This is a genomic window from Clostridium rhizosphaerae, assembly GCF_016765585.1.
Classification (GTDB): Bacteria; Bacillota; Clostridia; order Clostridiales; family Clostridiaceae; genus Clostridium_AT; species Clostridium_AT rhizosphaerae.
This window is the reverse complement of record NZ_JAESWC010000001.1, coordinates 66,338-92,424: the sequence shown is the minus strand read 5'-3', so window position 1 is coordinate 92,424 and position 26,087 is coordinate 66,338. Positions and strand designations below refer to the sequence as shown.

General features: G+C 34.1%; 26 protein-coding genes, 1 pseudogene and 1 riboswitch. Of the genes and pseudogenes, 19 read left to right on the top strand and 8 right to left on the bottom strand.

Annotated elements, in window-relative coordinates; genetic code table 11:
- The first annotated feature begins 307 nt into the window (after positions 1-307).
- From JK636_RS00490 to JK636_RS00470, 4 genes are all read left to right on the top strand, one after another.
- Positions 308-2,803 (top strand): MFS transporter, encoded by a 2,496-nt coding sequence (locus JK636_RS00490; RefSeq protein WP_338025706.1) that lies wholly within the window; start codon positions 308-310, stop codon positions 2,801-2,803.
- Between the two features lie 495 nt (positions 2,804-3,298).
- Positions 3,299-4,480: a GNAT family N-acetyltransferase gene (locus JK636_RS23470; RefSeq protein WP_243428081.1), complete on the top strand. Its 1,182-nt coding sequence runs from the start codon at positions 3,299-3,301 to the stop codon at positions 4,478-4,480.
- Positions 4,481-4,534: 54 nt separating this feature from the next.
- Positions 4,535-4,771, top strand: a complete 237-nt coding sequence (locus tag JK636_RS00475) for a hypothetical protein (RefSeq protein WP_202746876.1) — start codon at positions 4,535-4,537, stop codon at positions 4,769-4,771.
- A gap of 80 nt (positions 4,772-4,851) precedes the next feature.
- On the top strand, positions 4,852-5,679 hold the full coding sequence (locus tag JK636_RS00470; RefSeq protein WP_202746875.1) for a DUF2785 domain-containing protein: 828 nt from the start codon (positions 4,852-4,854) through the stop codon (positions 5,677-5,679).
- A gap of 263 nt (positions 5,680-5,942) precedes the next feature.
- On the opposite strand, the gene JK636_RS00465 is transcribed toward JK636_RS00470, so the two are convergent.
- Positions 5,943-7,529, bottom strand: a complete 1,587-nt coding sequence (locus tag JK636_RS00465) for a GMC family oxidoreductase (RefSeq protein ID WP_202746874.1) — start codon at positions 7,527-7,529, stop codon at positions 5,943-5,945.
- Between the two features lie 205 nt (positions 7,530-7,734).
- Between JK636_RS00465 and JK636_RS23750 the strand changes: the two genes are divergently transcribed.
- The 8 genes and pseudogenes from JK636_RS23750 to JK636_RS00430 all read left to right on the top strand — a co-directional run bounded on the left by JK636_RS23750 (position 7,735) and on the right by JK636_RS00430 (position 11,457).
- Entirely contained in the window at positions 7,735-7,857 is a 123-nt protein-coding gene (locus tag JK636_RS23750) for a hypothetical protein (protein WP_274601579.1), read from the top strand.
- Positions 7,858-8,127: 270 nt separating this feature from the next.
- Positions 8,128-8,592 (top strand): hypothetical protein, encoded by a 465-nt coding sequence (locus JK636_RS00460; protein WP_202746873.1) that lies wholly within the window; start codon positions 8,128-8,130, stop codon positions 8,590-8,592.
- Positions 8,593-8,913: 321 nt separating this feature from the next.
- On the top strand, positions 8,914-9,360 hold the full coding sequence (locus JK636_RS00455) for an SRPBCC domain-containing protein (protein WP_202746872.1): 447 nt from the start codon (positions 8,914-8,916) through the stop codon (positions 9,358-9,360).
- Positions 9,341-9,667, top strand: a complete 327-nt coding sequence (locus JK636_RS00450) for an ArsR/SmtB family transcription factor (protein ID WP_202746871.1) — start codon at positions 9,341-9,343, stop codon at positions 9,665-9,667. The genes JK636_RS00455 and JK636_RS00450 overlap by 20 nt, the downstream gene beginning before the upstream one ends.
- 94 nt (positions 9,668-9,761) lie before the next feature.
- Positions 9,762-9,995, top strand: coding sequence for a hypothetical protein (locus JK636_RS00445; protein WP_202746870.1), 234 nt, complete (start codon positions 9,762-9,764; stop codon positions 9,993-9,995).
- A gap of 279 nt (positions 9,996-10,274) precedes the next feature.
- Positions 10,275-10,517, top strand: coding sequence for a hypothetical protein (locus JK636_RS00440; RefSeq protein WP_202746869.1), 243 nt, complete (start codon positions 10,275-10,277; stop codon positions 10,515-10,517).
- Between the two features lie 13 nt (positions 10,518-10,530).
- Positions 10,531-10,716, top strand: a pseudogene (locus JK636_RS00435) (DnaB-like helicase C-terminal domain-containing protein); the annotation flags it as partial.
- A gap of 159 nt (positions 10,717-10,875) precedes the next feature.
- Positions 10,876-11,457 (top strand): sigma-70 family RNA polymerase sigma factor, encoded by a 582-nt coding sequence (locus tag JK636_RS00430; protein WP_202746868.1) that lies wholly within the window; start codon positions 10,876-10,878, stop codon positions 11,455-11,457.
- Positions 11,458-11,599: 142 nt separating this feature from the next.
- On the opposite strand, the gene JK636_RS00425 is transcribed toward JK636_RS00430, so the two are convergent.
- Positions 11,600-12,721, bottom strand: coding sequence for a YcxB family protein (locus JK636_RS00425; RefSeq protein WP_202746867.1), 1,122 nt, complete (start codon positions 12,719-12,721; stop codon positions 11,600-11,602).
- Positions 12,722-12,753: 32 nt separating this feature from the next.
- On the bottom strand, positions 12,754-14,637 hold the full coding sequence (locus JK636_RS00420) for a M48 family metallopeptidase (RefSeq protein ID WP_202746866.1): 1,884 nt from the start codon (positions 14,635-14,637) through the stop codon (positions 12,754-12,756).
- Between the two features lie 327 nt (positions 14,638-14,964).
- A riboswitch (cyclic di-GMP riboswitch) is annotated at positions 14,965-15,051 on the top strand.
- 221 nt (positions 15,052-15,272) lie between these two features.
- On the opposite strand from JK636_RS00420, the gene JK636_RS00415 reads away from it, so the two are divergent.
- The 3 genes from JK636_RS00415 (at position 15,273) to JK636_RS00405 (ending at position 19,203) form a co-directional block, all read left to right on the top strand.
- Positions 15,273-16,277 (top strand): 3-oxoacyl-[acyl-carrier-protein] synthase III C-terminal domain-containing protein, encoded by a 1,005-nt coding sequence (locus tag JK636_RS00415; RefSeq protein ID WP_202746865.1) that lies wholly within the window; start codon positions 15,273-15,275, stop codon positions 16,275-16,277.
- A gap of 30 nt (positions 16,278-16,307) precedes the next feature.
- Positions 16,308-17,840, top strand: coding sequence for a methyl-accepting chemotaxis protein (locus JK636_RS00410; protein WP_202746864.1), 1,533 nt, complete (start codon positions 16,308-16,310; stop codon positions 17,838-17,840).
- A 490-nt stretch (positions 17,841-18,330) separates the two neighbouring features.
- Positions 18,331-19,203: a DUF1002 domain-containing protein gene (locus JK636_RS00405; protein WP_202746863.1), complete on the top strand. Its 873-nt coding sequence runs from the start codon at positions 18,331-18,333 to the stop codon at positions 19,201-19,203.
- Between the two features lie 83 nt (positions 19,204-19,286).
- On the opposite strand, the gene JK636_RS00400 is transcribed toward JK636_RS00405, so the two are convergent.
- Both JK636_RS00400 and JK636_RS00395 read right to left on the bottom strand, forming a co-directional pair.
- The gene (locus tag JK636_RS00400) at positions 19,287-20,402 is read right to left on the bottom strand and encodes a M20/M25/M40 family metallo-hydrolase (protein ID WP_202746862.1); all 1,116 of its coding nucleotides are present in this window, start codon (positions 20,400-20,402) and stop codon (positions 19,287-19,289) included.
- A 132-nt stretch (positions 20,403-20,534) separates the two neighbouring features.
- A complete protein-coding gene (locus JK636_RS00395; RefSeq protein WP_202746861.1) occupies positions 20,535-21,077 on the bottom strand; it encodes a tyrosine-type recombinase/integrase in 543 nt (180 codons plus the stop codon).
- Positions 21,078-21,372: 295 nt separating this feature from the next.
- Here JK636_RS00395 and JK636_RS00390 point away from each other — a divergent pair, with 295 nt between their 5' ends.
- Both JK636_RS00390 and JK636_RS00385 read left to right on the top strand, forming a co-directional pair.
- Positions 21,373-21,570 (top strand): cold-shock protein, encoded by a 198-nt coding sequence (locus JK636_RS00390; RefSeq protein WP_202746860.1) that lies wholly within the window; start codon positions 21,373-21,375, stop codon positions 21,568-21,570.
- Between the two features lie 150 nt (positions 21,571-21,720).
- Entirely contained in the window at positions 21,721-22,299 is a 579-nt protein-coding gene (locus JK636_RS00385; RefSeq protein WP_202746859.1) for a 5' nucleotidase, NT5C type, read from the top strand.
- Positions 22,300-22,338: 39 nt separating this feature from the next.
- Here JK636_RS00385 and JK636_RS00380 read toward each other — a convergent pair whose 3' ends face one another.
- Positions 22,339-23,739: a LysM peptidoglycan-binding domain-containing protein gene (locus JK636_RS00380; protein WP_202746858.1), complete on the bottom strand. Its 1,401-nt coding sequence runs from the start codon at positions 23,737-23,739 to the stop codon at positions 22,339-22,341.
- A 224-nt stretch (positions 23,740-23,963) separates the two neighbouring features.
- Between JK636_RS00380 and JK636_RS23465 the strand changes: the two genes are divergently transcribed.
- Complete coding sequence (locus JK636_RS23465) at positions 23,964-24,122, top strand: hypothetical protein (protein ID WP_243428080.1); 159 nt, start codon at positions 23,964-23,966, stop codon at positions 24,120-24,122.
- Positions 24,123-24,142: 20 nt separating this feature from the next.
- Positions 24,143-24,307, top strand: coding sequence for a TipAS antibiotic-recognition domain-containing protein (locus JK636_RS23460; RefSeq protein ID WP_243428079.1), 165 nt, complete (start codon positions 24,143-24,145; stop codon positions 24,305-24,307).
- 37 nt (positions 24,308-24,344) lie between these two features.
- Here the strand turns inward: JK636_RS23460 and JK636_RS00370 are convergent, their stop codons facing one another.
- Positions 24,345-25,208 (bottom strand): DUF2268 domain-containing putative Zn-dependent protease, encoded by an 864-nt coding sequence (locus tag JK636_RS00370; RefSeq protein WP_202746857.1) that lies wholly within the window; start codon positions 25,206-25,208, stop codon positions 24,345-24,347.
- A 366-nt stretch (positions 25,209-25,574) separates the two neighbouring features.
- Complete coding sequence (locus JK636_RS00365) at positions 25,575-25,997, bottom strand: pyridoxamine 5'-phosphate oxidase family protein (protein ID WP_202746856.1); 423 nt, start codon at positions 25,995-25,997, stop codon at positions 25,575-25,577.
- Positions 25,998-26,087: the final 90 nt, after the last annotated feature.

Genomic DNA, 26,087 nt, shown 5'->3' with positions numbered 1-26,087 from the left:
GTATAGTATTAGAAAAATGATACTATAATTAAAACTGAATAGTGTATATATTGAAAATAAAATGCTGTGGACATAAGCTCCACAGCATTTTTTATTTACAGTAAAATTAATAATAACAGGTGAATAGTTGTAACTTATGTATTTGCTAAAAAATTCTCATTGATAATATTGACTTATTTTTTAATTAGAATTATAATACTATCATGTTTTATGAACAAAGTTCATAATAATAAAGGAGAGGTAATGTACCTTGATGCTGTGTGATGAAATGATGGACTATATTAATTTATAAGGAGGTAAAAGAATTATGTCAACAGCAAAACAGATTAATAATAGCACCACAACCAGTAACCGTAAGATGTGGCTTATCGCAGCAGTTTATCTTTTAGGACTGTTCATGGGTGCAATTGACACAGGTATAGTAACCCCTGCCAGGACGATTATACAGAACAATCTTATGGTTGATGATAAGACAGGCATATGGATGATAACAATTTATACCTTGGCATACGCATCAAGTATACCGATTATGGGTAAATTAGCTGACAAATTCGGAAGAAAATATGTATATCTTACAGCAATTTTCCTTTTTGGAACGGGCTCCTTGCTCTGTGGTCTTTCACAGAACTTTGGAAGCTTTTCAATGCTTCTAGTTGCACGTGTTGTGCAGGCTATAGGCGGAGGCGGAATAGTTCCAATTGCCACAGCAGAATTTGGTACCACATTTCCACCTGAAAAGCGAGGAATGGCATTAGGACTTGTAGGTGGAGTATACGGGATTGCCAATATATTTGGTTCCTCTGCAGGAAGTGCAATACTAGATATATTTGGTAAGAACAACTGGCAGTTTATATTTTATATAAATGTGCCAATAACAATATTCATCATTATCACCGGTTTATTGGTACTGAGGAATAACAAGAGTGAGAGCGTAAGCAAGATAGATACGATTGGAATTTTGCTTCTTATTTGTATGATATTATCACTGTTATATGGACTTAAGAATATTGATTTCTTCAATTTCAGTGAGAGCATAAAAAGTACATCGGTTTATCCTTTTATTATTACATTTGTAGTACTGCTTCCTTTCTTTGTGTTGGCAGAGAAGAAAGCAGAGGATCCGGTAATGAATCTGGGCTATTTTACAAATCCTCGAATAGTTATAATCTTTTTAATCAGCTTCATTACAGGAATTGTTTTAATGGGTACTATATTCATACCTCAGTTTTCTGAAAATGCTATGAAAATTACTTCAGGAAGTGGTGGATATTTTGTTATAATACTAGGATTGTTTGCAGGAGTGGGTGCTCCAATATCTGGTAGGCTTAGTGATAAATTCGGAGCTAAAAAAGTACTGATTTTTGGCTTTACGATTTCACTGGCTGGATCAGCATTCTTGATATTTGTAACGACTAGATATCCAGGTCTAGCAACTGTAGTAATCAGTCTGATGCTTATAGGTCTTGGAATGGGCTTTACTATAGGTGCTCCTCTAAATTACATGATGCTTGAGAATACCAAAAAAGAAGAATCTAATTCTGCACTGGCTGCTCTTTCCCTAATCAGGTCTATTGGAACAACTATCGCACCTGCAATCATGGTAGGCTTTATTGCACATGCAGGAGGTGCTGTACAAACAAATGAAATGGCACTTTTACCAAAAGAGGTTACTGCACCGCAATTGCCATATGCACAGGAGCTTAATGATAAGTTAAATAAGCTTAAGTCAGATCCTAACATGAAGGATAAGATGGCTGGTTTGGAATTCCCTGACCTTTCTACAATGACAAAAGTAGAAATTAATATGAAGGGTGATGGAAGCACTAAATTGCCTGAGGATTTGATTGAGCTTTTGAAGACTTCTGATGTTACAAATATTACTGAGAGAATCAAAATTCTTTCATCTAGGATGTTCAAAGAGATGACTCCTGATGTTATAGCTAAGATTCAAAATGGCATTCAAAAGGGTATAGATGGTATTCAATCCGGTATACCTGAAATGGATAAAAGCATTGCAGATCTTAAAGCAGGTGCTGAGGGAGTAACTAATGGTATAAATGGAATGAAGAGCGCAGTTGCCGGAATGGATAAAGGTATAACACAGATGAAAAAAGCTATTTCTTCACAGGAAACGGCAATTGTACAGCTTAATGGTTTTTATGATCAGATGGTAAAAATGATGAGCCAAAGTGGACCTCCACAGGGCGCTGTTCCACAGGGGGGTGCTCCTCAAGGTAACCCAACCGGAACCCAGACTGGAGGAAAAATGCCAGCGGTCGTAGGAAACGTGTCAATAGTTGATATGATTCCTCAAGACGTAAAGGCAAAAATGCCTGCAAGTGCACTTGAACAGCTTAAGGATGTTAAAACACCTGCAGATCTCAAGGCTAAGATACAGGAACTTACAAATGCAAAGAAAACCTTGACTGCACAAGTTGACAAACTTACTAAACAGCGTAAAGATATGCTTGCCAAAATTACTGAAACCGAAGGCAAACATAAGGATATGTTGAATGCAATTTCCTCAATAGAGGCAGCTAAAGCTGATATGAATGATACTCTAAACAAGATGACAGTACTTAAAGAGGCTGTACCAAAAAGCTTTGAAGAAGCTAATAACAATTATCTTGCAGAGATAGATAAGCTTTCACCTAAAATCGAGTCGGAGTTCCAGGAAACATTGAATGTGGGCTTCAGACAGATTTATCTAACTACAGGTATTGCTGCTCTGGCGGCACTAATTATTCTGGCGTTTTACAGAAAAAAGGAATACGATGAAGAGTCCAAAGCTATTGCTGAATAAGCAATTCAAGGATAATTATAAAAAATAGGGGAAGAGTAGTAATTTACTCTTGCCCCATTTTTGCATAAAGCATAAAAGCTATGCTGCATCTGGCTGTGCCTTTGAATCAGTATATTGATGTTTCTTTAACATTACTAAACGGGCTATTGGCTGTGCAATACAAGCTTCAACAAAGAAAGAAATAGAGAAGTTAACCTTTCGGCAGGTTTATAGGTGATTAATACTAATTCAACTAGATATCGCGAAAAGAAGATATCTTCTTTTCATGAAATCAATATATATAGTTAAGCTTATTACAAGAGCTTTGAAGATATTTGAAACAGTATTAAGCCCGCCGTATTTTGTATCAAGAACTCCTGATTTCTAATTTGGATATTTATATATTTATCTATAATTTGAAATTAATTACAATGCTCTGTATAATAAGTTATAGGAACAATTGTGATTAACAAGAAACAGATTAAAAGATAGGTTTAACTTAAAAGGAGATTTATTATGGAATATGAAATTATACATTTACCAAAAGACAAATGGAAGGGAACTATAATTCCGATAAGGTACAAAACAGACAAATATTATGATGTTGTAGTAGATAAAACTGATAAAGGATATGCGGTTGAAATAGAAAAGAAAGACTTTGCTGAGCCGGTAACTCATACCCCGGAAGAATATGATTTTCCGGATAAGTTATATGAAGAGCACTTAGAGAATGCTTATGCCTGGGGAGTGCTGGTTAATGATGAGCTAGTGGCTGCAATTGAAACTGATCAAGAATTATGGTCTAATCGTCTAAGAATTACAGAACTTTGGGTAGCAGAAAAATATCAAAGGCAAGGGATAGGACATGCTTTGATTGAAATGGCTAAAGAACAGGCAAGGAGGGAACGCCGCCGAGCTATTATACTGGAAACTCAATCTTGCAATGTTAATGCAATAGATTTTTATCAGCATGAAGGCTTTAGCTTGATTGGTATGGATTCTTGCTGCTACAGGAACAATGATTTGCAAAGAAAAGAAGTAAGGCTAGAATTTGGATGGTTTCCGGAAAAGAAGAAAAGATTAAAGCGTGAAGAAATAGAAATTAGAATGGAAACAGAGGATGATTGGTACAATGTAGAGTTAATGACACAGCATGCATTTTGGAATAAGCATCATCTTGGATGTGACGAACATTACCTTGTGCATAAATTACGCCAGGATAAAGACTATCTTCCAGAGTTAAGCAGAATAGCAGTAAAGGATGGAGAGGTAATAGGATTTATAATGTATTCAAAGGCAAGAGTTGTTGATGGTATAAATACACATGAAATTGTTACCTTTGGACCTCTTTGCGTAGAACCTAAATGGCAGGGATGTGGAGTTGGTGAGCTGCTATTAAGGGAAACAATGAGCATAGCTGCAGATAAAGGGTATAAAGGAATTGTGATTTTTGGAGAACCTGATTATTATCCCCTAATAGGCTTTAAAACCTGTGACAACTTTAATATTACAACAGCTGATGGTAAGAACTTTGATGCATTTATGGGAATTGAACTGGCAGAAGGCAGCATGAAAGATATAAAAGGAAAATTCTTTGAATCGGAAATTTTTGAGAATCTTCCAAAGGAAGAAGTGGAAGAATATAATAAAAAGTTTCCGAAGCTTTCAAAGCTAAGATTTCCGGGACAATGGGACTGATTATAAGGTTAATTGGAAGTTATAGGATATGGTGAGATATAAAGGGGGAAAAATATGGATAATAATACAAATAACAAACTTTTGAAAAATATATTAAAGTCTGCTCTATATACGGCTTTAATTTGGGTAATTTCAATGTACGGAATTTATTCAATTGCAAATTTAGCATTCCCTAATATGTCTGGTGAACAATCAAATACTTGGGTTGTATTGAGTTTCTGCATTGGTATTATTTTTACAATATTCTATTGTACTTTTACCATTATAGATGAAATCAAAAATGTAAAGTAATACATAACATTCTTATATTATGAAGCATTACATGAGGTATTACATAAAGTTAAAAAAATATTGAGAGATGGGGGAAATGTATGGAAAGGCAAGCGTTAAAGGCATTATTAAGAAGTATAAAAGATAATAAATATGCAGTACCAGAGGGGGTAAACCCATATAAGCTATCCTTAGAGTTGATGGATTATATAGGAGATATTGATGGAGAGCTGCGTGATGACTTGGTTTTTGACGTTCTTGTACAATGGATAATGGGGGATGTTCTAACACCTGAAGAAGCACATGACATATTTGTCATAGCATTAGACGAAAAACATATTTTAAATGGATTGGGAGAAATTAACGATACAGTTTTTGGCAGGACTTTTTCCGTTGAAGTGGCTGCATGTATCATCTATAAACACAGAAAGCTTTTATCTGATAGTGATATTTTAAAAGCTTTTAAAACAGTTTTGAAATTTTATAATGAGGACAGGGATGTAAGAGGCTATGTAGAGGGTAAAAGATGGGCTCATGGGGCTGCCCACGGTGCTGATGCTCTGATGGAGCTTGCACAATGTGAGGTAATAGGATATGAAGGACTAAAAGAGATATTAGCTTCAATACATAAAAAAATTAATATAAATTACTACGGATATATTAATAACGAGGATGAGCGTATGATATCGGCTGTTAAGGAAGTTTTGGAAAGAGATATAATTCCTGCAGAAGAAATTGAAGAATGGATCAGAAGCTTTGGTAACATAGAAAAAAAAGGTATAGTTCCTGATTATTTATTTGTTGAATTTAATGTAACTCTTTTCTTAAAAAGCTTATACTTTAGACTTGTTGATAATACTAAGTATGAACAAATAGCAAAAGTAGTTAAAGAGGTACTGAAGAAAACAAGTCGTTTTGGTGAGGAATAATCATAAATCTACTATATAGGCAAGTAATAGATTACAATTTGTAGGGTTGTAGCAGCATAATTTTAGTGTCAGTTAAGTCGTATCTTTCGTTTAAGACGAACCAAAGGGTGCGTTCATTATGAATAATATGGTTTTTTAAATAAATAATTGCTTTTATGTTTTTTCACAATAGTAATATATTATGTGTCAATAAATTTTGAGTAAGAGAATATGTTAATAACAAAACAAAGAGGTCCATTGAGACCTCTTTGATATTTTAATTTCTAATTATCATATCTGTCCTGTTGAAGTATTTGCCTTGCAACTGTCAGACCAATGAGATAAGCAGATGCTTGTGTATTACCATCAACAACAAAAGGAATAATAGAATTATCCGCTACAACTAAATTACTTACCCCGAAAACCTCGCCTCGGAAATTAGTAACTCCATCTGCTGCTGAACGTGCCATTCTAAGAGTGCTCATTTCATGGAAAGTTAGATTAAGATTTTGCCTTATAAAGCTGTCAAGTTTTGCATCATTATCTATTATATCCACTGTAGGCGAAAGAAGCTTATATTTAGGGTCGATAGCACTAAGCTTTGCAGCTATATTCTTAATATATATTCTAAAGGTATCCTTCAATAACTGCATATCAGTAGGATTGTCCAAAAATTCTTCATCGCCAAGTTCAATTTTCAACGGGTCATCCGATTGTATTACTACTCTTCCTCTGCTCCTAGGCTGCACGGGTGATATTCCAACAACCAATACACCATTAGATACGAATGGCTCAATCTGTATTTCTCTAAGTCTTGGATCTGTACCTTGTACAGGACTTGGCAGGAATGCGCCTGCAACTAAATGAGCATTTGGGTCCTTAGGAGGTACAGGAGGATCATTTGGGTTAGTAGAGAAATTAGCTGCAATTATTGTGTGATTAGCAAGATGTCTGCCAACGTTTGGATTGTCATAAATTACAGGGATGTCTGCAGCTCTAAGTTCGTTAGCTGGTCCGATTCCAGAGAGCATCAGAAGCTTAGGGCTCTTAAAGCCTGCGCATACTACAATCCTTTTTCGTGCCTCAGCTATAAAGCAGTGTCCCTCTAGTAAAAATCTTACCCCAGTAGCTGTTCTGTCCGAGAAGAGTATTTGTAATGCAGTAGCCTCAGTAAGTAATCTCAGTCTTCGTCCATTTACTCCAAAGCCTTCACTATCAATTACATCTGGTGAAAGAAATGCTGTTGATGAGCTTTCACGCATGCCATTTGGCATTTGAGTATACTGGTTTCGTGAAAAGGGTCCTATAGGTGTATCCGGATTGTTATAATCTAGTACTTCTCTAAATCCAGTTGCCTGCTCGATTGCCAAAACAATCTTTCTAGCCATAGCTGACGGGTTAACAGGGGCTTGTCTTACATCTAGGCGCCCTCTAAATCCGCGTGCTTCTGGGTTATCTGTCATTCCATTGTATCTTTCCAATTCTTTAAGTCTTTCTGTAGCTTCTTCAGGTGACCAAAGTGGTCCAAGAAGATTTTGCCATCTCCTTAATACAGCGGGTGTAGGCCTCACATACAATTGACGGTTTACTGAGGAGCCACCGCCAAGTAACCTTCCTCCAGTCCAACGGAAGGTTCTGTTATTAACCTCTTCTTGGGGCGTTCCTTCACCTTGCCAAAAATATTGAGGGAAAAATTGAGTTTGCAGCACTGGGGCAAATGTAGAATTACGAATTGGCATATCATTATCGTTATTCTCTCCTGCTTCCAAAAGCAAAACAGAGTTTCTTCTATCGTCAGAAAGTATCTTTGCAGCGACTGCACCAGCGGGGCCTGTCCCAATTACGATATAGTCATAGGTATTACAATTCATAAAGCTCCCTCCTTTAACTAAATTTCTATATCCTTAGCTAGTACATAATATTCCTTAATTAGATAAGAGTGCATGCAATTGAGCTTATTTTTCATTATTTTTATAGTATATTTGACTGGTAAAACTATAGCAAAATAGTCCAAGAATCATAGTATATAGAGAGACAAGATATCTAACAAATATATAGGAAAAGGAGAAAGAAAACATGTCTAATGGATATGATCTTGTAAATGATTTAGCACGTCACATTGGACAAACTGTAACTATTTTTACAACTAGTGGAGGAGAGTCAGGAAGAGGATTCACTTTATTATATTGGGAACAGTAAATATTTTTGATTATCTGTTAAAGTAAACCATTCATTAAAGGCTTGATTGCTTCAGAATATTAAAATATAGTGAACTAAAAAGTAGGTTTAGAAAATCTATATTTCTTCTTTAAATACTGAATAATATGGTGTTTTAAGTGAGAATACTGCCCTGAAGAGAAATATAAGACAATGAAAAGAATGAAGTATACAATGTATAGTTTGTAATTATTAGCAAATAATATAAGAGTATTCTAAAGAATAATATGATTCATCTACACTGGAGGTATTATGGGGAAAATTATTCTATTTGCAATGCTTATTCTTCCTTGGCTTTCTTTGTTTCTTTTAAGTAAGTATTCCATAAAAAGATTTATGCCCGTTGCAATTTTAGGTTCACTTTTGGTGACAATAGTATTTGAAATAGGATACGTATATGAGTGGTGGAAGATTCAGCAAAAGATTACCCCATGGGATGTAATCACAAGTGTTCCATTAGTATATGGGATTTTTCTTGTTGGAACTATCTGGGTATTTCATTTTGCTTATGAAAGGAAATTTGGCATATACATATTTATTAATATATTAGTCGATGGATTCTATTCCTTTATTGCACTTAAAGTGTTGATTAGTATTGGTATTTATAGATTGGTTAATATGGGGAACTTAGGCATTTTTCTAATGATGTTAACTATTGCTGTCATTATATATATTTATCAAAAGTGGCAAGATGGTATTATGAAGATTAGAGAATAATAATGATTTATTTATTAAAATAACCTACTTTAATGGATGGAAATTATGATAATCAGTAATTTTGATGTAGTACCTTTCTTTGGTTTAATACATCATGATTAAAAATCACACTAATACTTCGGTGTGATTTTTAATTTTGCACTCCAAAACAGATCCCTCTGTTAAAATGACTGCTCCTTTTTACTAATTTCTCCAGATGCTCTCCTTCTCCATAAAGATTACATGGTTGATACCTTTTGCTTGACATGCAACCAAAAGGTGTTATATAATAAATATGCGAAACCTCTTGGTTGCGTATTCCTTAGATTAGGAGGTATAGTGGTGAAAGAAAAAACAAAAGATATGCTGCCTGATATTAAGCGAACAATTATTATGGAAGCCCCGATTCAAAAGGTTTGGAATGCTATTGCAACTTCAGATGGATTAGCCGCATGGCTAATGCCAAATAATTTTCAATCGGAGCTAGGATATGAATTTACATTTCAGGGCAAACCAATGGGAAAGTGGGATGGAATCGTAAAATGTAAGGTTATGGAGTTGAATCCTCCAAAACGTCTTGGTTTTACTTGGCTTGGAAACAATATGAACCTATATGTTTACTTTGAGCTTATGGAATTGGAGAAAGAAAAAACACAGTTTACACTGGTACACTCTGGATGGACAGCAGAACATGCTATATTACGTGAAAGAATGTATGAAGGATGGTGTCATCTCACAGACGATTTGCGTGACAAGGTGGGTGATAATAATGGCAGATACTTATCCTAGGCATGATGTATTTCAGGCTATAGCCGACCCTACTCGCCGAGAGATGCTAAAAATTCTTTCGGAAAACGAAATGTCAATTACGTCAATTAGCGGATACTTTCCTATAAGCCGTACAGCAGTTACGAAACATCTTCATGTTTTGGAAGATGCGGGTCTAGTAAGTGAAAAGAGGATTGGGCGTGAAACACGATACTTGCTTCAGCCTGAGCCATTACAGGAGCTTAAAAGATGGCTTTCATACTACGAAAGGTTTTGGGATAATAAGCTTACGGCACTTAAAAGTTTTGTTGAAAATAAAGACACATAAATTCCTTAATGTTTTATATTAACAGCATATTTGAAGTTAAAACTAGGGGATAGGAAAATTAATCTATCTTTAAATTTGAAAGGAGATAAAATTTATGAACCAAGGACAAGAAAAATTTTATGGATTTATTTTGGAAAGAGTACAAGAAGATAAAGTTGAAGAAGCAAAAGCATTGCTTGCAGATAATTTTAGAAAACAAGCAGAAGGTAATTTTACACATGAAGATGCTTTACAATTCGCTCCTAAAATGATTTCTTTATTAAAACCTGAAAAGGTAGAGGAAGTTAAAGCAATTATGAAACAATTTGCTCAAAATATGGGACACTAACATAGCCTAAATTTAAAATCAATTTAAACAGTATATAAATGAAGTTCACAGCCTAAGCCATTGATATTATCTGGCTTAGGCTATTTTTATGCGTAAAAAACTGTATTACAAGTATCAGAGAGCTTAAGCCCCTCCCATGCCCCTTCAACTACATAAAAAGAAAAAGAAAAAGAAAAACAAAAAAATAAAAAACAACAAAAAGAATTTTACATTTCATTAAAAACTTCTTTCAAAGCTGCATATTTATGTTTATCAAATATAATACAAGGACTGATATAGATGTTAAATGCAGACTTTGAAAATTATTTCAATATCTTAAATAAACTAGCCTGTGAGAAAATTCTCTGGAAAGTTCACTATGACACCTGCATTGCAAGCTGCTACCCTGTGACATTTTTAAGGGAAGAGAATCTTCGGGAAAAAACTGTATCCAGGTCGGCTGTTATTGATATACATAAGCTTCAGGAGAAGGGCTTAGACCTTGGAAATTTGCTTTGTGATAACAGAGAAAGAAACATATAGTGAGGGGGAATACCTAAGTGATTCAGGATCCATTGAGCAGGATGCGGATATTGTTATGTTTCTTTATAGAGATGATTATTATGATGCCCAAAACGAGGATGCCAGACTTATAGATATTATTATTGCAAATCATAGAAACGGAGAAACAGGAACCATAAAGGCAAAGTGGTTTGGAAAGTATCAGAAGGTTATGGCATAATAAGTGGTTAAATAGTATTGAAATACATCTCATAAAAATAGGTAAGTATTATAATATGTATTTGACAAACATATGTTCTAGTATTAAAATAAACTCATGGCAAGGAACATATGTTCGTAAAAATGCAAAATACATAAGGTATAAAATGGGGGTAATTGAATGAATTATAATGAAATAGAATCATGTGTAATAAGAGTAAAGTCTGGCAGTGAGGAGGATTTTGCTAAACTAATGAAACAGTTTAGACTTTTTATCTATAAAACTGCCAATAGTTTTAATATTAAAAACTATGATATTGATGACCTGGTACAGCTTGGCAATATTGCCTTAATGAAGGCAGTGCTGAAATACAAAGTAGGCTCGCATACTTTCAGCAGCTATGCATATAATTCTATAAAAAATGAAATTAGATGTGCAGCAAGATCAAACGCTAAAATTGGCAATGAATTAAGTATAAATATGCCTGTACATAACTCTGAGCTTCAGGAGACCGAATTTGTAGACTGCTTGGAGGATCCTAATAATTTTGAAGAAGACATAATCCATAGCGAGAATATTAAAGAATTAAAAGAGGCTATAGAGCTTCTTTCGGATGAGGAAATTGAGTTTGTTGATTTGATTTATTATAAAGGACTTCAACTAACAAAATATGCTGAACATAAAAACTTGAGCTATCAAGAGGCGCTTGCAAGAAAAAGAAAGGTTCTTAAGAAGCTAGGAATATATTTAAGGAAGAGATGATTAAAGAAAATATTTTGACAGTAATATCAAGTTTGATGGCTAGCCAGGTGTGTTTGTAGGCCTTTGAGCTTTTGAACAAGCGGGGGATAGTTACCCCGCTTGCTGATTATTAAGCACCATTTCATGTTCTGAAAGACGATTTCTATTTCAATTTACTTTGCTGCTTAAGTATTCTTTTAAACATTTCTATTTTTTCTTCATTCTCTTCAAAAACTCTCTTAGGTATTACATAGGCAATGTATTTGGTTGCAAAGATCATAAAGGCTGACTTAAGCTCTGTCACCTTAATCACATCAGACCACAAAATCTTATGTTCATTTACTTCACTTACTATTATAAAAAAATCGTTATAGATTTTATAGGTAATGGCCTTCTGTAGAGCGGCGTCCTTTTCAAACCCTTTTTTAATTTTAGAATATATAATAATAGGAGGATAAGCTAAGAGAAACAAGCCTAAGAACAATCTTATAATTGAGCTGTTTCCACTTGAGAACACCGGTGTAATGTAAAGAATCAATAGACCAATGCCTGCTGCTGTCATCATTATTCCCGCGGGTTTGGTATAAAATAATCTGAAGTTTACAGACAGTAATTCTTCCTTTGTTAGAGAAAAATGCAATTGGAGAAGAGACTGATCTTCCTCATTTATTTGTACATTTTGTTTAGTTTCATTATATATTTGAATATCTTTATCTAAAGAAATTTTTCCTAGGTGGTATTTCTTTAGTTTAAGTTTCCTTTTTTCAATCTTCTCTTTAAAGATGCTTCTTAAAAGCTCCAGCTGATTAGCGCTGTTAATACATCTTCTGGGCAGAAGAAAATATTTTACTGGTGAAGTATAAATGACAAAGCAAGGCTTTAGTTCCTTTATCTTAAAAATATCCTTCCAAAGAACAGAGAAGGTACCGTTTGAAGAAGATAATACAAGTTTATCTTCTTCAAATTCAAAGCATTGAGGGACATTTAAAAGTTTGCTTTTGTTAAAGTTGTTTTTCATAGTAAAATAGTTCAGAAGAAAAGGGGCTTGTACAATGAGAGAAAACATAGCAAAGGATATAGTAGTTGGCAGTAAAATAGTTAAAAGACTGGTATCACTTGTCAAGATAGACCCTGCTAACATTGAAATAATAAATAATATTGGGAATATAAACCCAAGCGTTAAGTAATACATCCTTCCTAAAGTCCCGGGATAGCTTTTTGCATAGACATAGGCCTTTAGATCCTTTAAAGTATATGTAACGTTAATCTTAATAGAATTATTCATATTGAAATCCCCCAGTAAAATAAATATTTGCTTTAAATAATTCTGGAACTTATAATGCTATCTGCACCATATTCAATATTAATATTTTTTCGAGTCAAGGGAACAATCTTAAAGTTCCACGGTAATATTTCTTCGTTGTATAGTGATTTTAGGATTTCATCTGCAATAGATGAAACTTTCTTTTTACTCACGAAACGCTTATATTTTATTGCAATAATATACAGAGGAAAGTCTTTGGTTAAATTTAATTTTTTCATGACAACGTAAGCTTTCTTTATTTCCTTATGTCTCATAAATTCATCTTTTATCTTCTCTAATGTTTTAAAAGACAAGTCATTAGGTAAAAATTCGTCTTTTAGATATAGTTTAGCTCTTTCATCAGCGGCCTCTTCGTTTGTATTCATGAAATTTACCGCATAGTCATAATAATTTATCGCTTCGGTTCTGTTGTTATTATAAAGATAATAATTAACAAGGTGGAAACAGCATTTAGGAATGAGTTGTGCATCTTCCTCCATAATAGCTTTAAATATATTAACGCCCTCCTCATCTCCTTTTTGAAGAAGAGTACGAGCCACGTGAAATTTGGATGGAAGATTTTGGTCATCTGCCTTTACTGCTTCTTTGAATACTTCAAGAGCAGCATCAATGCCCTCAAGCTCCTCTATGATAAAGCCCTTATCAAGCCACTGTCTTTCATCCAGAGCTTTTTCTTTCTCCGAAGCTTCTAAGTCCTTTAGTGAGGTTTTTAAATTTGATATGTATTTATAATATTCTTCCCAGCGCTCCTCAGAAAACTTGGCCCATTTTGTACTCATACTACTGAGTATATTTTCGACTTCGTTTTTAAATAGAGTTCTTATTGCGCTTTCATAATAATCTTTGAAAATTGATATCAAATCTCCATTAAACTTTCCTTCCAGTGAAGGTATAACTGCCCCTAATGACTTTGCTCTTTCAGCTATAGAAGGGTGAGTACTACCGGGCAGAGAGCTATAATTCCTTATTCCTTCCAAAAAGCTCTTGAAAACCTCCTCGGGAATTTCTAGATTACCCTTCATTGCTCTTTCCATCATGAAGTATATGTCTTCTATAATCTTTTCATTATTTTTATTTAATTCTGTTATGGTTCTCCAGAAGTAACCGCTGAAAATACCGTCATAAAATTCCATCTTTATTAATGCATTTATTAGAGTTTGTTTGCTTACCACTTCAGCAGCAACCATATCAGCCTCCAGCTCATGGTTTTTGCTTAATTGATAGTATAAGTTGTTAAGGTTAATTAAGTATTTCTTTACTGCTCTTCCAATAGAAGAATTGAATTTCCCTTTTTTGATTAGTTTGTCTAGGTATTTCTTTAAGCCTCTCATTTTCCATGAAATTCTCTGAATGCTTCTGCTGTGCAGTCTACCTAGGTGTCCACACTCGTGAGCTATAACACCCGTAAGCTCTCTTTCGTTTAGTAAAAGCAGCAGAGGTACTCCTATAACCAAGTATCTTTTTTTCCACTTTGCAAATCCAAATCTGGAGCCTTCTCTTATGTACGCGTTGTTACTATAATCCAGAGCTATTACATGTATTTTAGGACACTTGCATTGAGCTCTTATTTCATTTATAGTTTCATAAAGCTTAGGAAACTCTTTTTGATTTATAATTAGTCCTTCAAGCTTATCATCCTTTTGAAAAAATATAGAGAACAAAATCCTTGATAAAAAGAAAAGTATTGCTCCCAATGGTGCTATGAATATTATGGCGGTTATTATAGAGGCTGCCACATCATTTCTTGACTCAAAGGCCGCATCTAGAACTGCGGCGATTATGAATATTACAAATAAGTCCAATAATAACATTCCAGCTACAGTAAGTGAATCTAACGTGCCTAAAAATCTTTCCTTGTATTTTATGCTTCTTTTCATGTTACCCTACCTTCCTGTCAATTAATTTATCTTATATAGTTTATCGAATAATTAAACAATATCTTGATATCATGAAATCGCGATATCTAGTTAAGCCTAAAAGGAAAGGATTTGGAGCATGAATTGGTGGAGAAATCCAGAAGGATGAGACTGATAAGATAGAGAAGGCTTTGAAGAGCTTGGATGATTAATGATATGCATAAGCTATGTATGTTTAATTAGGCTTTTATATATTTTTATAAATAACTATAAAGAAATTTATTTGTAGAACATGTGCTTTGATTCTTTGGAAAATTGTGCTATAATGTGATATGAATTGAAAAAACGTGCCGATAATAGCAAACTCGTCGAAAGGCGGGGACGCAAAGCCTTGGGTCTAATGGATGCAAGTCCTATGATTGCCAGGTTGCCGAAGTATATAAATAGAAAATACCAAGGGCGACGTTTAAACTTAGTCTTCCTTGGTATTTTTTTAGCCTTTATTCATGGCTTTTTAAAATACTCGGCAGATTTAATATATAGATGGAGGTGAGTCTATAGCAATATTATAGGCAAGCAGTTTACACCATTTAAGTGTATTTAATGATGCAAAATTAGAGAATAGAATTAAAAAGCTAGATTTGGAGGCGATTTATATGTTTAGAAATGTATATATAGAAGGTGTAGGAAGCTATCATCCAAAGAGGATAGTTGATAATGAGTATTACACTCAGCATTTTAAGAAATATGGTTTGGAAGAACATGCTGTTGGTTTAATGGAGAAGGTGGGAAGAGAAACAAGAACTCTGGCAGAAGAAAACGAGACAAGCATTACAATGGGCATTGAAGCTGCAAAAAAGGCTATCAAAAAAGCGAAACTTGAGCCTAAGGATATTGATGCAATAATTTCTGTTTCAGATACTCCGGAATATCTTACTCCCTGCTGTGCTTTGATATTAAAAAACAAGCTCCAGGCTAGTAATGTTACAAATGTTTTTGATATAAATAATGATTGTATAGGAATGATTACAGGTATAGATATAGCATCAAGATATTTAAAAACTGATAAGAAATATAAGAGAATTTTAGTAGTTGGATCAATGAACATAAGTCCTTTTGCCAAAGAAGATGATTTAGTTGTTTATGGCTGTATTTCAGATGGAGCAGCTGCTGTAGTTTTAGAGGTAAAAGAAGAGCAGGAGGAAAGAGGAGTTTTAGGCTCAAGAATGTACACTGATGATACCTATAACGAGACAATTAGATTTCCCGCATGCGGCCTGTCAAACATACCTAACAAAGGTATAGATCCTAACGATAAGAAAATGGAATGGAATCCATTTGACTTTGGCTTCCTTTCAGAAAAATGGTCACAATTAATAATTGGACTATTAAAGGAAAATGGATACTCAGAAGAAGATGTTACACATTATTTCATGTCCCAATTTTCAAAGTTTGATTTAGGGCTGACTATGGAAAAATTGGGAGCTTCTATTGACCAGGCAACCTTTGTTGGAAATAAGTACGGATATACAGGTTGTACAAGTCCAATTATGGCATTAGATGATAGATTAAATAAAGAGAAATTCAACAAGGATGAGCTTTCAATTTTTTGTTCAGTAGCAGGTGGTTATACCATGGCTGCACTATTATACAAATGGTAAAAAAGCATATTGAAGTTAAGGAGAATATATATGGAAAAACCCGTAAATATTATAGTTGATTATCAAAAGAGAACTTTGAGATTTGTTTTAATTATTTACTCAATAAGTGCCTTCCTAGCAGGAGGACTGTTTGCATTTATGAAATATGTTGGCTTATACAGTGAAATGAAATGGCCTCCTATTTTAATACTGATAGGCTTGGTTTTTATTGAAGTTATAACCTTTTGGCTTATGTATAAAAACATCATGAAGGACGAGAAGAATTGGAATAGGAAATTAATTGTGCTTAAAGCGGTTATACTTCTGATTTCTTATACTAATTATATGTATATAACTCTTTTAGTTCCATCAAAGGAACTATGGATAAGCGTTTTTTACTTTATAATTCTTGGTGCTATATTTTTAGATACAAAGATGAATATAATATCAATAATAACAAGCATACTATGCCAAATAGCTGTGTTCTTATTAAACCCGCTAGTGCTTCCTGAAAAGCAAGTACTTGTTAGAGAATTGATTATTAGATCTGTAGATATAAGCCTTGTTTCATTTGGTATTTTTATTTTCACCTTATTTTCAGCCAGGCTTCTTAAGGAAGTTGAGGCAAATCAGAGTATGCTTAGCGAAAAAAATAACAGTATATCAATGCTGTTTAATAAGATTTCTGAGTTTTCAAAGTCTATTTTAAGCTCAAGCGATTCATTGACAAGTATTATAGAAGAAGAAAATAGTTCTATGCAGGAAATAGCAGGTACCAGTATGGCTGTCAGCTCTGATGCTAGTGAAATGCTTAATAAATCCCATAGAAGCAGACAAATCCTAAATACTCTACTTGGCATAAATGAAACAGTATCTTCAAAAATTAAAGATACTGAGGTAATTTCAGAAGAACTGATGGAAGCTTCAAATAGCAACGAGAAATCAGTAAAAAATGTTCTGGATATTATGAACGGTGCAATGAAAAGTATAGTCATAACTTCTGAAGCCACTAGAATTCTAAAGGAAAAATCAAGACAGATGGATGAAATACTATCCATGATAGGAGAGATTTCTGACCAGACAAATCTGCTTGCCTTAAATGCCAGCATTGAAGCTGCCAGAGCCGGGGAAGCTGGAAGAGGATTTTCCGTTGTTGCAGATGAAGTAAGAACACTGGCCGAGGATAGCAGAAACTCTTTAGGTGAGGTAAGTGTTATTGTTAATGAATTTAAAGAGAAGACACTTCAGGTAGAAACTCTCATGAAAGACAGTAATGAAAAAATAGAGTTTGGAAATAAGATTTTAAGTGAAACTGTTTCAAGTGTAATAAGCATGTTGGATAAGCAAAAATTATCAGGTGAAAATATCAAGGAAGTCAACCAGTTAATGACTAGCTTATTAGAAGAAACAAATAATGTTGTTGATTTTAACTCCAGTATAGTTGAGACAACGGAAAATACTCTAAACAGATTTGAAACGGTAACTAAATCAGTAAACCAAAGTGCTGCAGTAAGCGAAGAGATTGCTGCAAGCGCAGAAGAATTAAGAAATACTGCCATAGAAATGAATAATTTAATAAAGTAAATAACTTAATTATATGTTGATGGGGCTGCTATCAAAACAGTTTAAACCTATCGCGTGTTATTTAAATTCCGAGAAACTTTCACTGCACAGATAAGACTAATAATTAAAAAATTTATAAAGCCTAAATTTTATAAACTCGTTTCACTCAGTTCTGGGCAATTTAGCTTACTCATTGCCATTCGTTAACTGCCCCTGAAAAGCCATTTAGGATTTTCAGCAGTATAAAATTCTTAACGGCTTTATAAATTTTTTGATTAAAGTCTTATTGCTGCTCGCTCAAATGTTTCTATGAATTTAAATAACACGCTGGGTTTTTCTGTTTTATTAGCAGCCCCTTATATGTGTATATCAAGTTATCTTAGTTTAAGTTTATTGAAAACATAGAATTTATTAATAGTTAATATATTATTAATAGATAATTTAGTTGCACTAATGTACGTATTTGTCTATAATCATGTTGTAAACTTAACATAAAAAGGAAGGTTTAAATATGAAATCAAAAACAATTTTCACTAGATTATTAACAGGCTTTATGGCTGCGGCTTTAATTGTGGCTGTTCCTGCAAAGGCAGTTAGGGCGGATTCGTTTAAGGTTGTAACTGTGGGCGGAGACCTTAATGCTCAGCAGAAGGCGGATATGCTTAAATATTTCGGAGTTGATGAAAAGACTGCAAATATAGTAACGGTTAATATTGATGAGGAGAAAAAGTATTTGGCTGATTCAGTAAGCAACGACAAGATTGGAACAAAGTCCATATCCTGCTCTTATATAGAGCCTACTTCAAGCGGCGGACTAAATGTGTCTGTTAACAATGTGACTTGGGTAGACAGCAATATGATTAAAAATGCTCTTATTACAGCAGGTATAACCAATGCAAACGTAAAAGTATCAGCACCCTTTAAGGTATCTGGTACAGCTGCCTTAACAGGGATTTTAAAAGGCTTTGAAAATAGCAGCAAGGGAGCTAAAATTGATGAAGACAAAAAGAAAACTGCTAATCAGGAGCTTACTACTACAGCTGCCCTAGGAGATATGATAGGAAAAGATCAAGCTTCTAAGGTTATAAATGATATAAAGGCGCAGGTAGTTAAGGATAAGCCTAAGGATGAAGCAGCTATAAAGGAAATAGTTCAAAGTGAGCTGAAAAAATATGATTTAAAATTAAGCAGTGAAGATGTGGATAAAATAACTGCTCTTATGAATAAAATAAACGGACTAAATTTGAATTTTTCAGATATAAAAGATCAGATAGGACAGGTTTCAAATCAGTTAAAGGATGTTTTAACAAGTCCGGAAGCAAAAGGCTTTTTCAGTAAACTTATTGAAGCAATCAAAAGTATTTTTGCAAAAATATTCGGCTAGTATTTTTTATAAGGCAGCCGGTTTATAAAAGTAAGGGGTATTTCCACCAATTTGGTTAGGAAATACCCCTTGTTTTTTAATGCTTATGCTTGTTTTATTATTTCAACTATCATTTCAGCAGATTTTACTAAATCTTCAATAGCTATAAATTCTTCTAAGGTATGAGCTTTTTCCATGCCTACGCTTAAATTAACAGATTTGATGCCATTAGCATTAAGTATGTTCGTGTCACTTCCACCGCCTGTAGAAATAACTTCAGGCTCAATTCCCATGTTAGCAAATACTTTCTCTAAGACCTTCACTATTTCATCATTCTTATCTATGCTGAAAGGATTGTACATCCTAGTAGTTATTATTTCTACTTCCGCACCAAAGTTCGCAGCAGCTTCCTTAAAGGTGTCTACCATATGCTTTGTTTGAATATCTAGCTTGGAGCTGTCTAAGCTTCTGGCTTCAGCTAATATTTCAAGCTCAGGCATAACAATATTTGTTGCTAGACCGCCTTTTATAGTACCTATGTTGGCTGTTGTTTCTTTATCTATCCTTAATAATTTCATCTTTTCTATAGCTCTTGCAGCAACCATAACAGCACTGATGCCTTCTTCAGGTGATACACCTGCATGAGCCGGTTTTCCCTTTATTTTAACTTTTATGCTGTCTTGAGCCGGAGCTTCAACTATTATCTTACCAGGAGCACCGCCTCCATCTAATACAAATGCATAATCTGCATTTATCTTAGAATAGTCTAAATGCTTAGCACCTAATAGGCCTCCTTCTTCCCATATGGAAAATACAACCTGTATATCAGAATGGCTGATATTATTTTCTTTGATTATTTTTATGCCTTCCAGTACAGCAGCTATACCGCCTTTATCATCAGAACCTAATATTGTAGTTCCATCACTTTTGATTATACCTTTAGCTTCATCTATAACAGGATTTATTCCTTCTCCAGGTATAACAGTATCCATATGAGCGCTGAATAAAATAGTTTTTCCCGGCCTGTTTCCCTTTAGGGTGGCTATTATATTACCGGTTTCTCCTCCACATTTTACGCCTGCATCGTCAACGTTTACATCAAAATCTAATTGTTTTAGCTTGTCTACTAAAACTTTAGCTACAGCGCCTTCTTTAGAACTTAAGCTGTCTATTTTTACAAGCTCTACTAATTCCCCAATTACTCTTTCTTTGTTTACCATTGCATAAACCTCCTAATATCTTATGTTCTAAATGATAATTGTCATAATTAATGATAACATACTTAGTCTAGATTAAAGAGAAAAAACTTAGAGCGTACATAAGTTTTTTTACGTACGCTCTAAGTTCTTTTGTTATAAAAAGAAATCCTCGATGTTGATAGCTTTCGTCTCAGTAACCCCTATATATCTAAGAGTCATTTCAGGAGTAGAATGATTAAATATATTCTGTAAAAATTCTATATCATTAAACTCCTTATAGTGGTGATATCCGAAGGTTTTTCTTAGTGTATGGGTGCCGATATCGTCTATACCAAGCTTTTTGCCTATTTCATTTATGGCTTTATAGGCTTGTTTGGAGGTTATAGGCCTCTTTCCACCTTTTTTAGTAGGAAACAGCAGGTCTCCTGGAGACATTCCGTGTATAAACTTATCAATTTCTTCATGAGTTTCAGGAGAGACATCATATTTCAAAAGCTTTCTAGTTCTATCTTCCTTAACTTCAATTTGAGACTTGTTTTTTACATCCCAAACTGTAAGATTTATTATATCAGTAATCTTTAAGCCAGTATTTATAGCTATATCAAAGAGCAAAAAGTCTTTGTATTCTTTCTTTCGCAATTCTGCTCTAAGATTATTAATTAAGTCCATATCCTTTATTGGTTGAACTAATTCCATATTTCTTCACCCTCTCAATGAAAAGCCAATAAAACTTAATGGCTGCCATATCCTTTAATCATATACCATTGAGAAGAATTATACAAATAATTTGTCTAAATGTGTAAGTTAGAAAAATAACTTGCTTTATATAATAAACTATGTTATTATTTGTAGTAGCTTAAATTGATAGTTGATAATGGAACACGATATATTTCAATTAATATTTCCAAGTCATAGTATGAGGATATCGAAATTTTATTAGTGAGTTATTACAATGAGTTTAAGAATAATAAAATTTTGGAGGTACAGTTAAATGACTGGTACAGTAAAATGGTTTAATTCACAAAAAGGATTCGGATTTATTACAGGAGAAGATGGAAAAGATGTTTTCGCTCATTTTTCTCAAATAAAATCAGAAGGTTATAAGTCTCTTGAAGAAGGTCAAAAGGTTTCTTTTGATGTTGCTCAAGGACCAAAAGGACCACAAGCAGAAAATATTACAGCAATCTAATTATTGTATATTTTGCCCCTTGAACAGATACTCTGTTCAAGGGGTTTTTGCTTATTGCTGCAAACATAAAATTTCCGATAACTTAACTCTGAGTTAATTTGTTCTTAACTTTTAAGTAGTATGATGAAAACATAAGGGAGGTGAATATAAATGAAGAACCTAAATATTTGTATAGATATTGATGGGACTATAACTGATGCCTATTATTGGCTTAAGCCTTGTAATGAATACTTCAACACAAATATTACCGAAAGCCAGGTGACAGAATACTATATACATGAGGCCTTAGGAGTAGAACTGGCGGAATATGAAAAGTTTTATGAAAAAAATAAATTTAAGCTGCATGCAGAACAAAAGCTTAGACCTGCTGCAAAGGACGTTATAACAGAGCTTGGCTTATACCATAATATCTATTTTGTAACCGCAAGAGATAAAAGCCTTACAATGCTTACTCACAGGTACTTAAGAAAGAATGGAATACCTTATGACGGCTTGTTTGTTTTAGGAAGTCATTATAAGGTCGATAAAGCCAGAGAATTAAATTGCAGTATATTTATTGAAGATAATTATGATAATGCAATTCAACTTTCTGATGCAGGCTTCAAGGTTATTTTAATTGATACAACCTATAACAGAAGGCCTATAAATGAAAATATTACAAGAGTTCATAACTGGAATCAAATATACGCAATCTTAGAAAAACTGTCATTACAAGAAAAGGCAATGTAATGACAGTTTTTTATATTGTGTGTAATTTTGTTTGTAATCCTATCTAGCCGGCGACCAATCCAACGTATAAAACTTAAATCCACTTAGCACATTAACAGGTACCAGCCTACTTATATCAACGCTCCACACTTCAACGGGTGGGTTATCCTCTCTGCAGCCGGATAGGTAAACAATACTTTTATTGTCAGGAGACCAGGTTACAGGAGTAGAGTAGCAGCTTGCAATGGCTATAGTAGAATCATTTTCGCCCTTTGATCCCGAGAATCTTATTAAGGAATAGTATTTTCCGTGTATAAATTGGGTGGAACTGTAGGCTATTTTAGTTGAATCAGGAGACCAGGTCGGATAATAGTTCTTAGCTTCCGGGCCGCCCGGGATTTTTGATATCTTTCCTGTGGCAAGCTCAAAGGTATAAATTTCAGATATGCTTGCACCCGGTGTTGTGTATAAAACAAATTTTCCATTAGGAGATAACCTTACATTATTTAATGGCCATTCAGTATTTTTGGTTATTTGCACTTCTTTGCTGCCTTCTAAATTATTTCTGTACAGCTGGCTTATATTTTTGCTGTCCTTTGCCTCGTATAAGAGCTCAGTACCGTTTGGGAACCATTGTACATAAGAAGCTCCGGCTCTATTGATTGGCTTATAAGTATGATTTAAAACGTCATAGATTTTAATTTGCTTTTCATCAGAATAAACAATTCTTCGATTGTCAGGAGCCCAGTCTATAAATCCGGGAATAGAAATCTGATCAACTTTTGCTCCTTTATTAGTAACAGGTTCTATAATATTAATAATTCCTGTGCTGTCTATATAAGCTATGCGAGTTTGATCAGGAGACCAGAATATGCGCGAAGTTTCACCTCCATTTTCTACTGCTGCGGCATTAAGGTTTGCTGTATTAGGTTCATAAAGACCAAGATAAGAGTTAACATCATCATTAAGTACAAAAGCAAGCTTTCCAGGTCCAGTAAGGGGAGGGGGTGGAATGATTATGTTCATTCCTGGTGTTATAGAAGGGGTAAGCCCGGGGTTTGCTTTTATGATAACATCAGGCCTTGGTTCGCCGTTTAATACTACATTATATCTTGCAGCAATTTTATAAAGAGTATCTCCCGGTTTTACAGTATAAAAGGGTACCCCTTGTGGAATAGTAAGAATTTGTCCGGGAACTATGTTGTACGGAGACTCAATACCATTTGCAATTAAGATTAGGTTTACAGGAATGCCATAGCTTTGAGCTATAGAATAAACTGAATCACCGGGCTTTACTGCATAGGTAGTTACTCCAGGGGGCATAGATAACTGCTGACCAATATAGATTATATAGGGCGCAGTGATATTATTTGAGTTTATAAGTGAAGCAAGTGGAATATAAAAGCGTTTGGCTATACTACTTAGAGAATCTCCTGAGCGGACTGTATAAAATATTTGCATGAATCTCTCCATAAATATTGATATTAATATATAATATGATTCATAAAGCCATAAGTGTTAATATTGATTAAAGAAATAGGGGACTAAGGAAATGAAAAAGCAGTTTTTCACAGTTAAAGATATTGTAAAAATAACAGGGGTCACCGCGAGAACATTTAGAAAAGCTTCAAACTATTTTATTTTTTAAGGAGATGGATTTATCTCTTAAGGAAATATCAGATATTATGAAGCTGTCAAAAAAGGAACAAATAGAAATGTTAAAAATGCATTATCAAACTTTGCTTTCAAAGCAGCAACGTTTAGGTGTAATTATCAATGCCTTAGAGGACTATGTATCCGGAAAAGACGTATTTAATCTTCTTCTAATAAGGTTCAGGAATTAATAGAAGAATGGAAAAGCTATATGGAACAAAGTATGACTTGTGATAAAGAGCTTTTAGAATGTATTGCTAATAACTATAAGTTTGACAACAGATTTAAAAATTACTTCAATAAATTTAGTAATGAAGATTTTAGTGACTTTGTTTATCAGGAAATTATGTACTATTGTCAAAATATGCAGCAATAACGCATGTCTCATAATAAGCATGCGTTACTGCATTAATTTAAGCTTCAAAATATCCGGATAATCTCATTATTTCATCACCGTCTATTATTGTAGCTTTTTCTATTGAAATACCTGTCCTTTTTAGGTATGCTTGCACTGCATGATAGCCTACAGAATAACCTCCGCAGAAAGGTATACCAATATCATCAGTTTCAGGCATCATTGGGTGCTTTCCAAATATATATTTTCTAACTTCCATAAAGCCCTTAATATCAAGTGCTTTTGAAATTATTCTTCTTGAGCGTTCTAAATCCTCACCTTGTACAGAGGTTACCCATGGGCCGACAAACTCCTCGCCAAACATGATGCCTGCAAAACTTTCAGCCAAGCCTTCAACAGCAAGATACTTTGCAACAGATACATCAGTCATAAAGTTCCATTTTGCATTATGAAAGAGCACATTGTGATGGAACTCATGAGCTATACATGCATTCAGCTTTGAAAGGTTCTTTTCATTTGGGTCAATCATTATCATCATATAGCCAGGTATAGAACCCATACCAGTATAACCTTCTGTCATAGCTAAAAATTCAGGGTTTCCTAAGAAAATTCCTACTACAACTTTTTCAGGTAATGGAATGCAAGCTTTTTCAAAGCGTTCTGCTGCAGCTTCCATAGTGCTTTTGGCATTATTCCATGCATCTGTCTTTTCAAGCTTTTCAAGCATTTCTGCCATCTTTGCATCACGCCCGCATAATTGAATACATCCCAGCGCCTCAGTGGTTTTTGGCATATGCATTATTTCAAACATCTGATTATAGGGTTTCAGTAATTCCCCGCTGAAGAACTCACTTCTCTTATCTTCAGAGAGGCTAAGCATTTCGTTATATAAACTTAAAGTATCTTGTATAATTATCTTCATTAAAATCATCTCCTTATAGTTCAATTAAAACTGTGATATCACTTGTTACAAATTGAATTATAGAGTATGACGCTGCGTTAAAGTCAATACAGAAATTAAAATAACCTCATGTGCTAGTTCAGCTAACTATGCTCCGATATATAAAATATGTTCTAAGAACTATTCACTGCGCAAAGGAATTCTAAGCGAAGGAATAGCCATAAAACTAAGTGTTTTCGTTAAACTCGTACCTCAAACAAACGAACAACACTAAAGTTTTATATCTTTTCCTTCACTAAGAATTTCTAATTGCTCGCTCAATGGTCTTTCTACATATTTTATATATCTATACAGGTTAGTTGAACTAGCACAACACGTTATGTTAATTTATAAGGTTATTTTAGCAGCCTGCTTGATGCCTAAAATTACGTTTGCTTCTTTAAAATGAAGCTCATACACCTCCAGCATGTGGCCGGCTTGAGATATGGTTACTTCATAGTCAGGATGCTTTTTAACAAACTCCTCTTTTAAATCATATATAGTCAAATTGCTTTTTTGAACTAAAGCGTTAATGACTCTGACATGTTCGCTGCTGTCTACGGGAACGGTTGTAAAGGATGTTTTATTATTATTTGAAAACTCGAGGAGCTTGGAACTTCCTTTGAAGGATGCAAAATAAACAACGCCCCTATTTTCAGGATTATAATAAAAGTTTACAATTCGTACATTAGGAATATCATCAACTGAAGTTGCTAAAGCAATATTTTTGGTGCCTTCCATTATTCTATTAAATTCATTTAAAAAATCCATTTTCATTCTCCTTTTGTGATTTATTTATGGTACATTTTTATTTTAACAGGTAACCTTGACAGCAGTATGTCATGGTTATAAGATTAAATA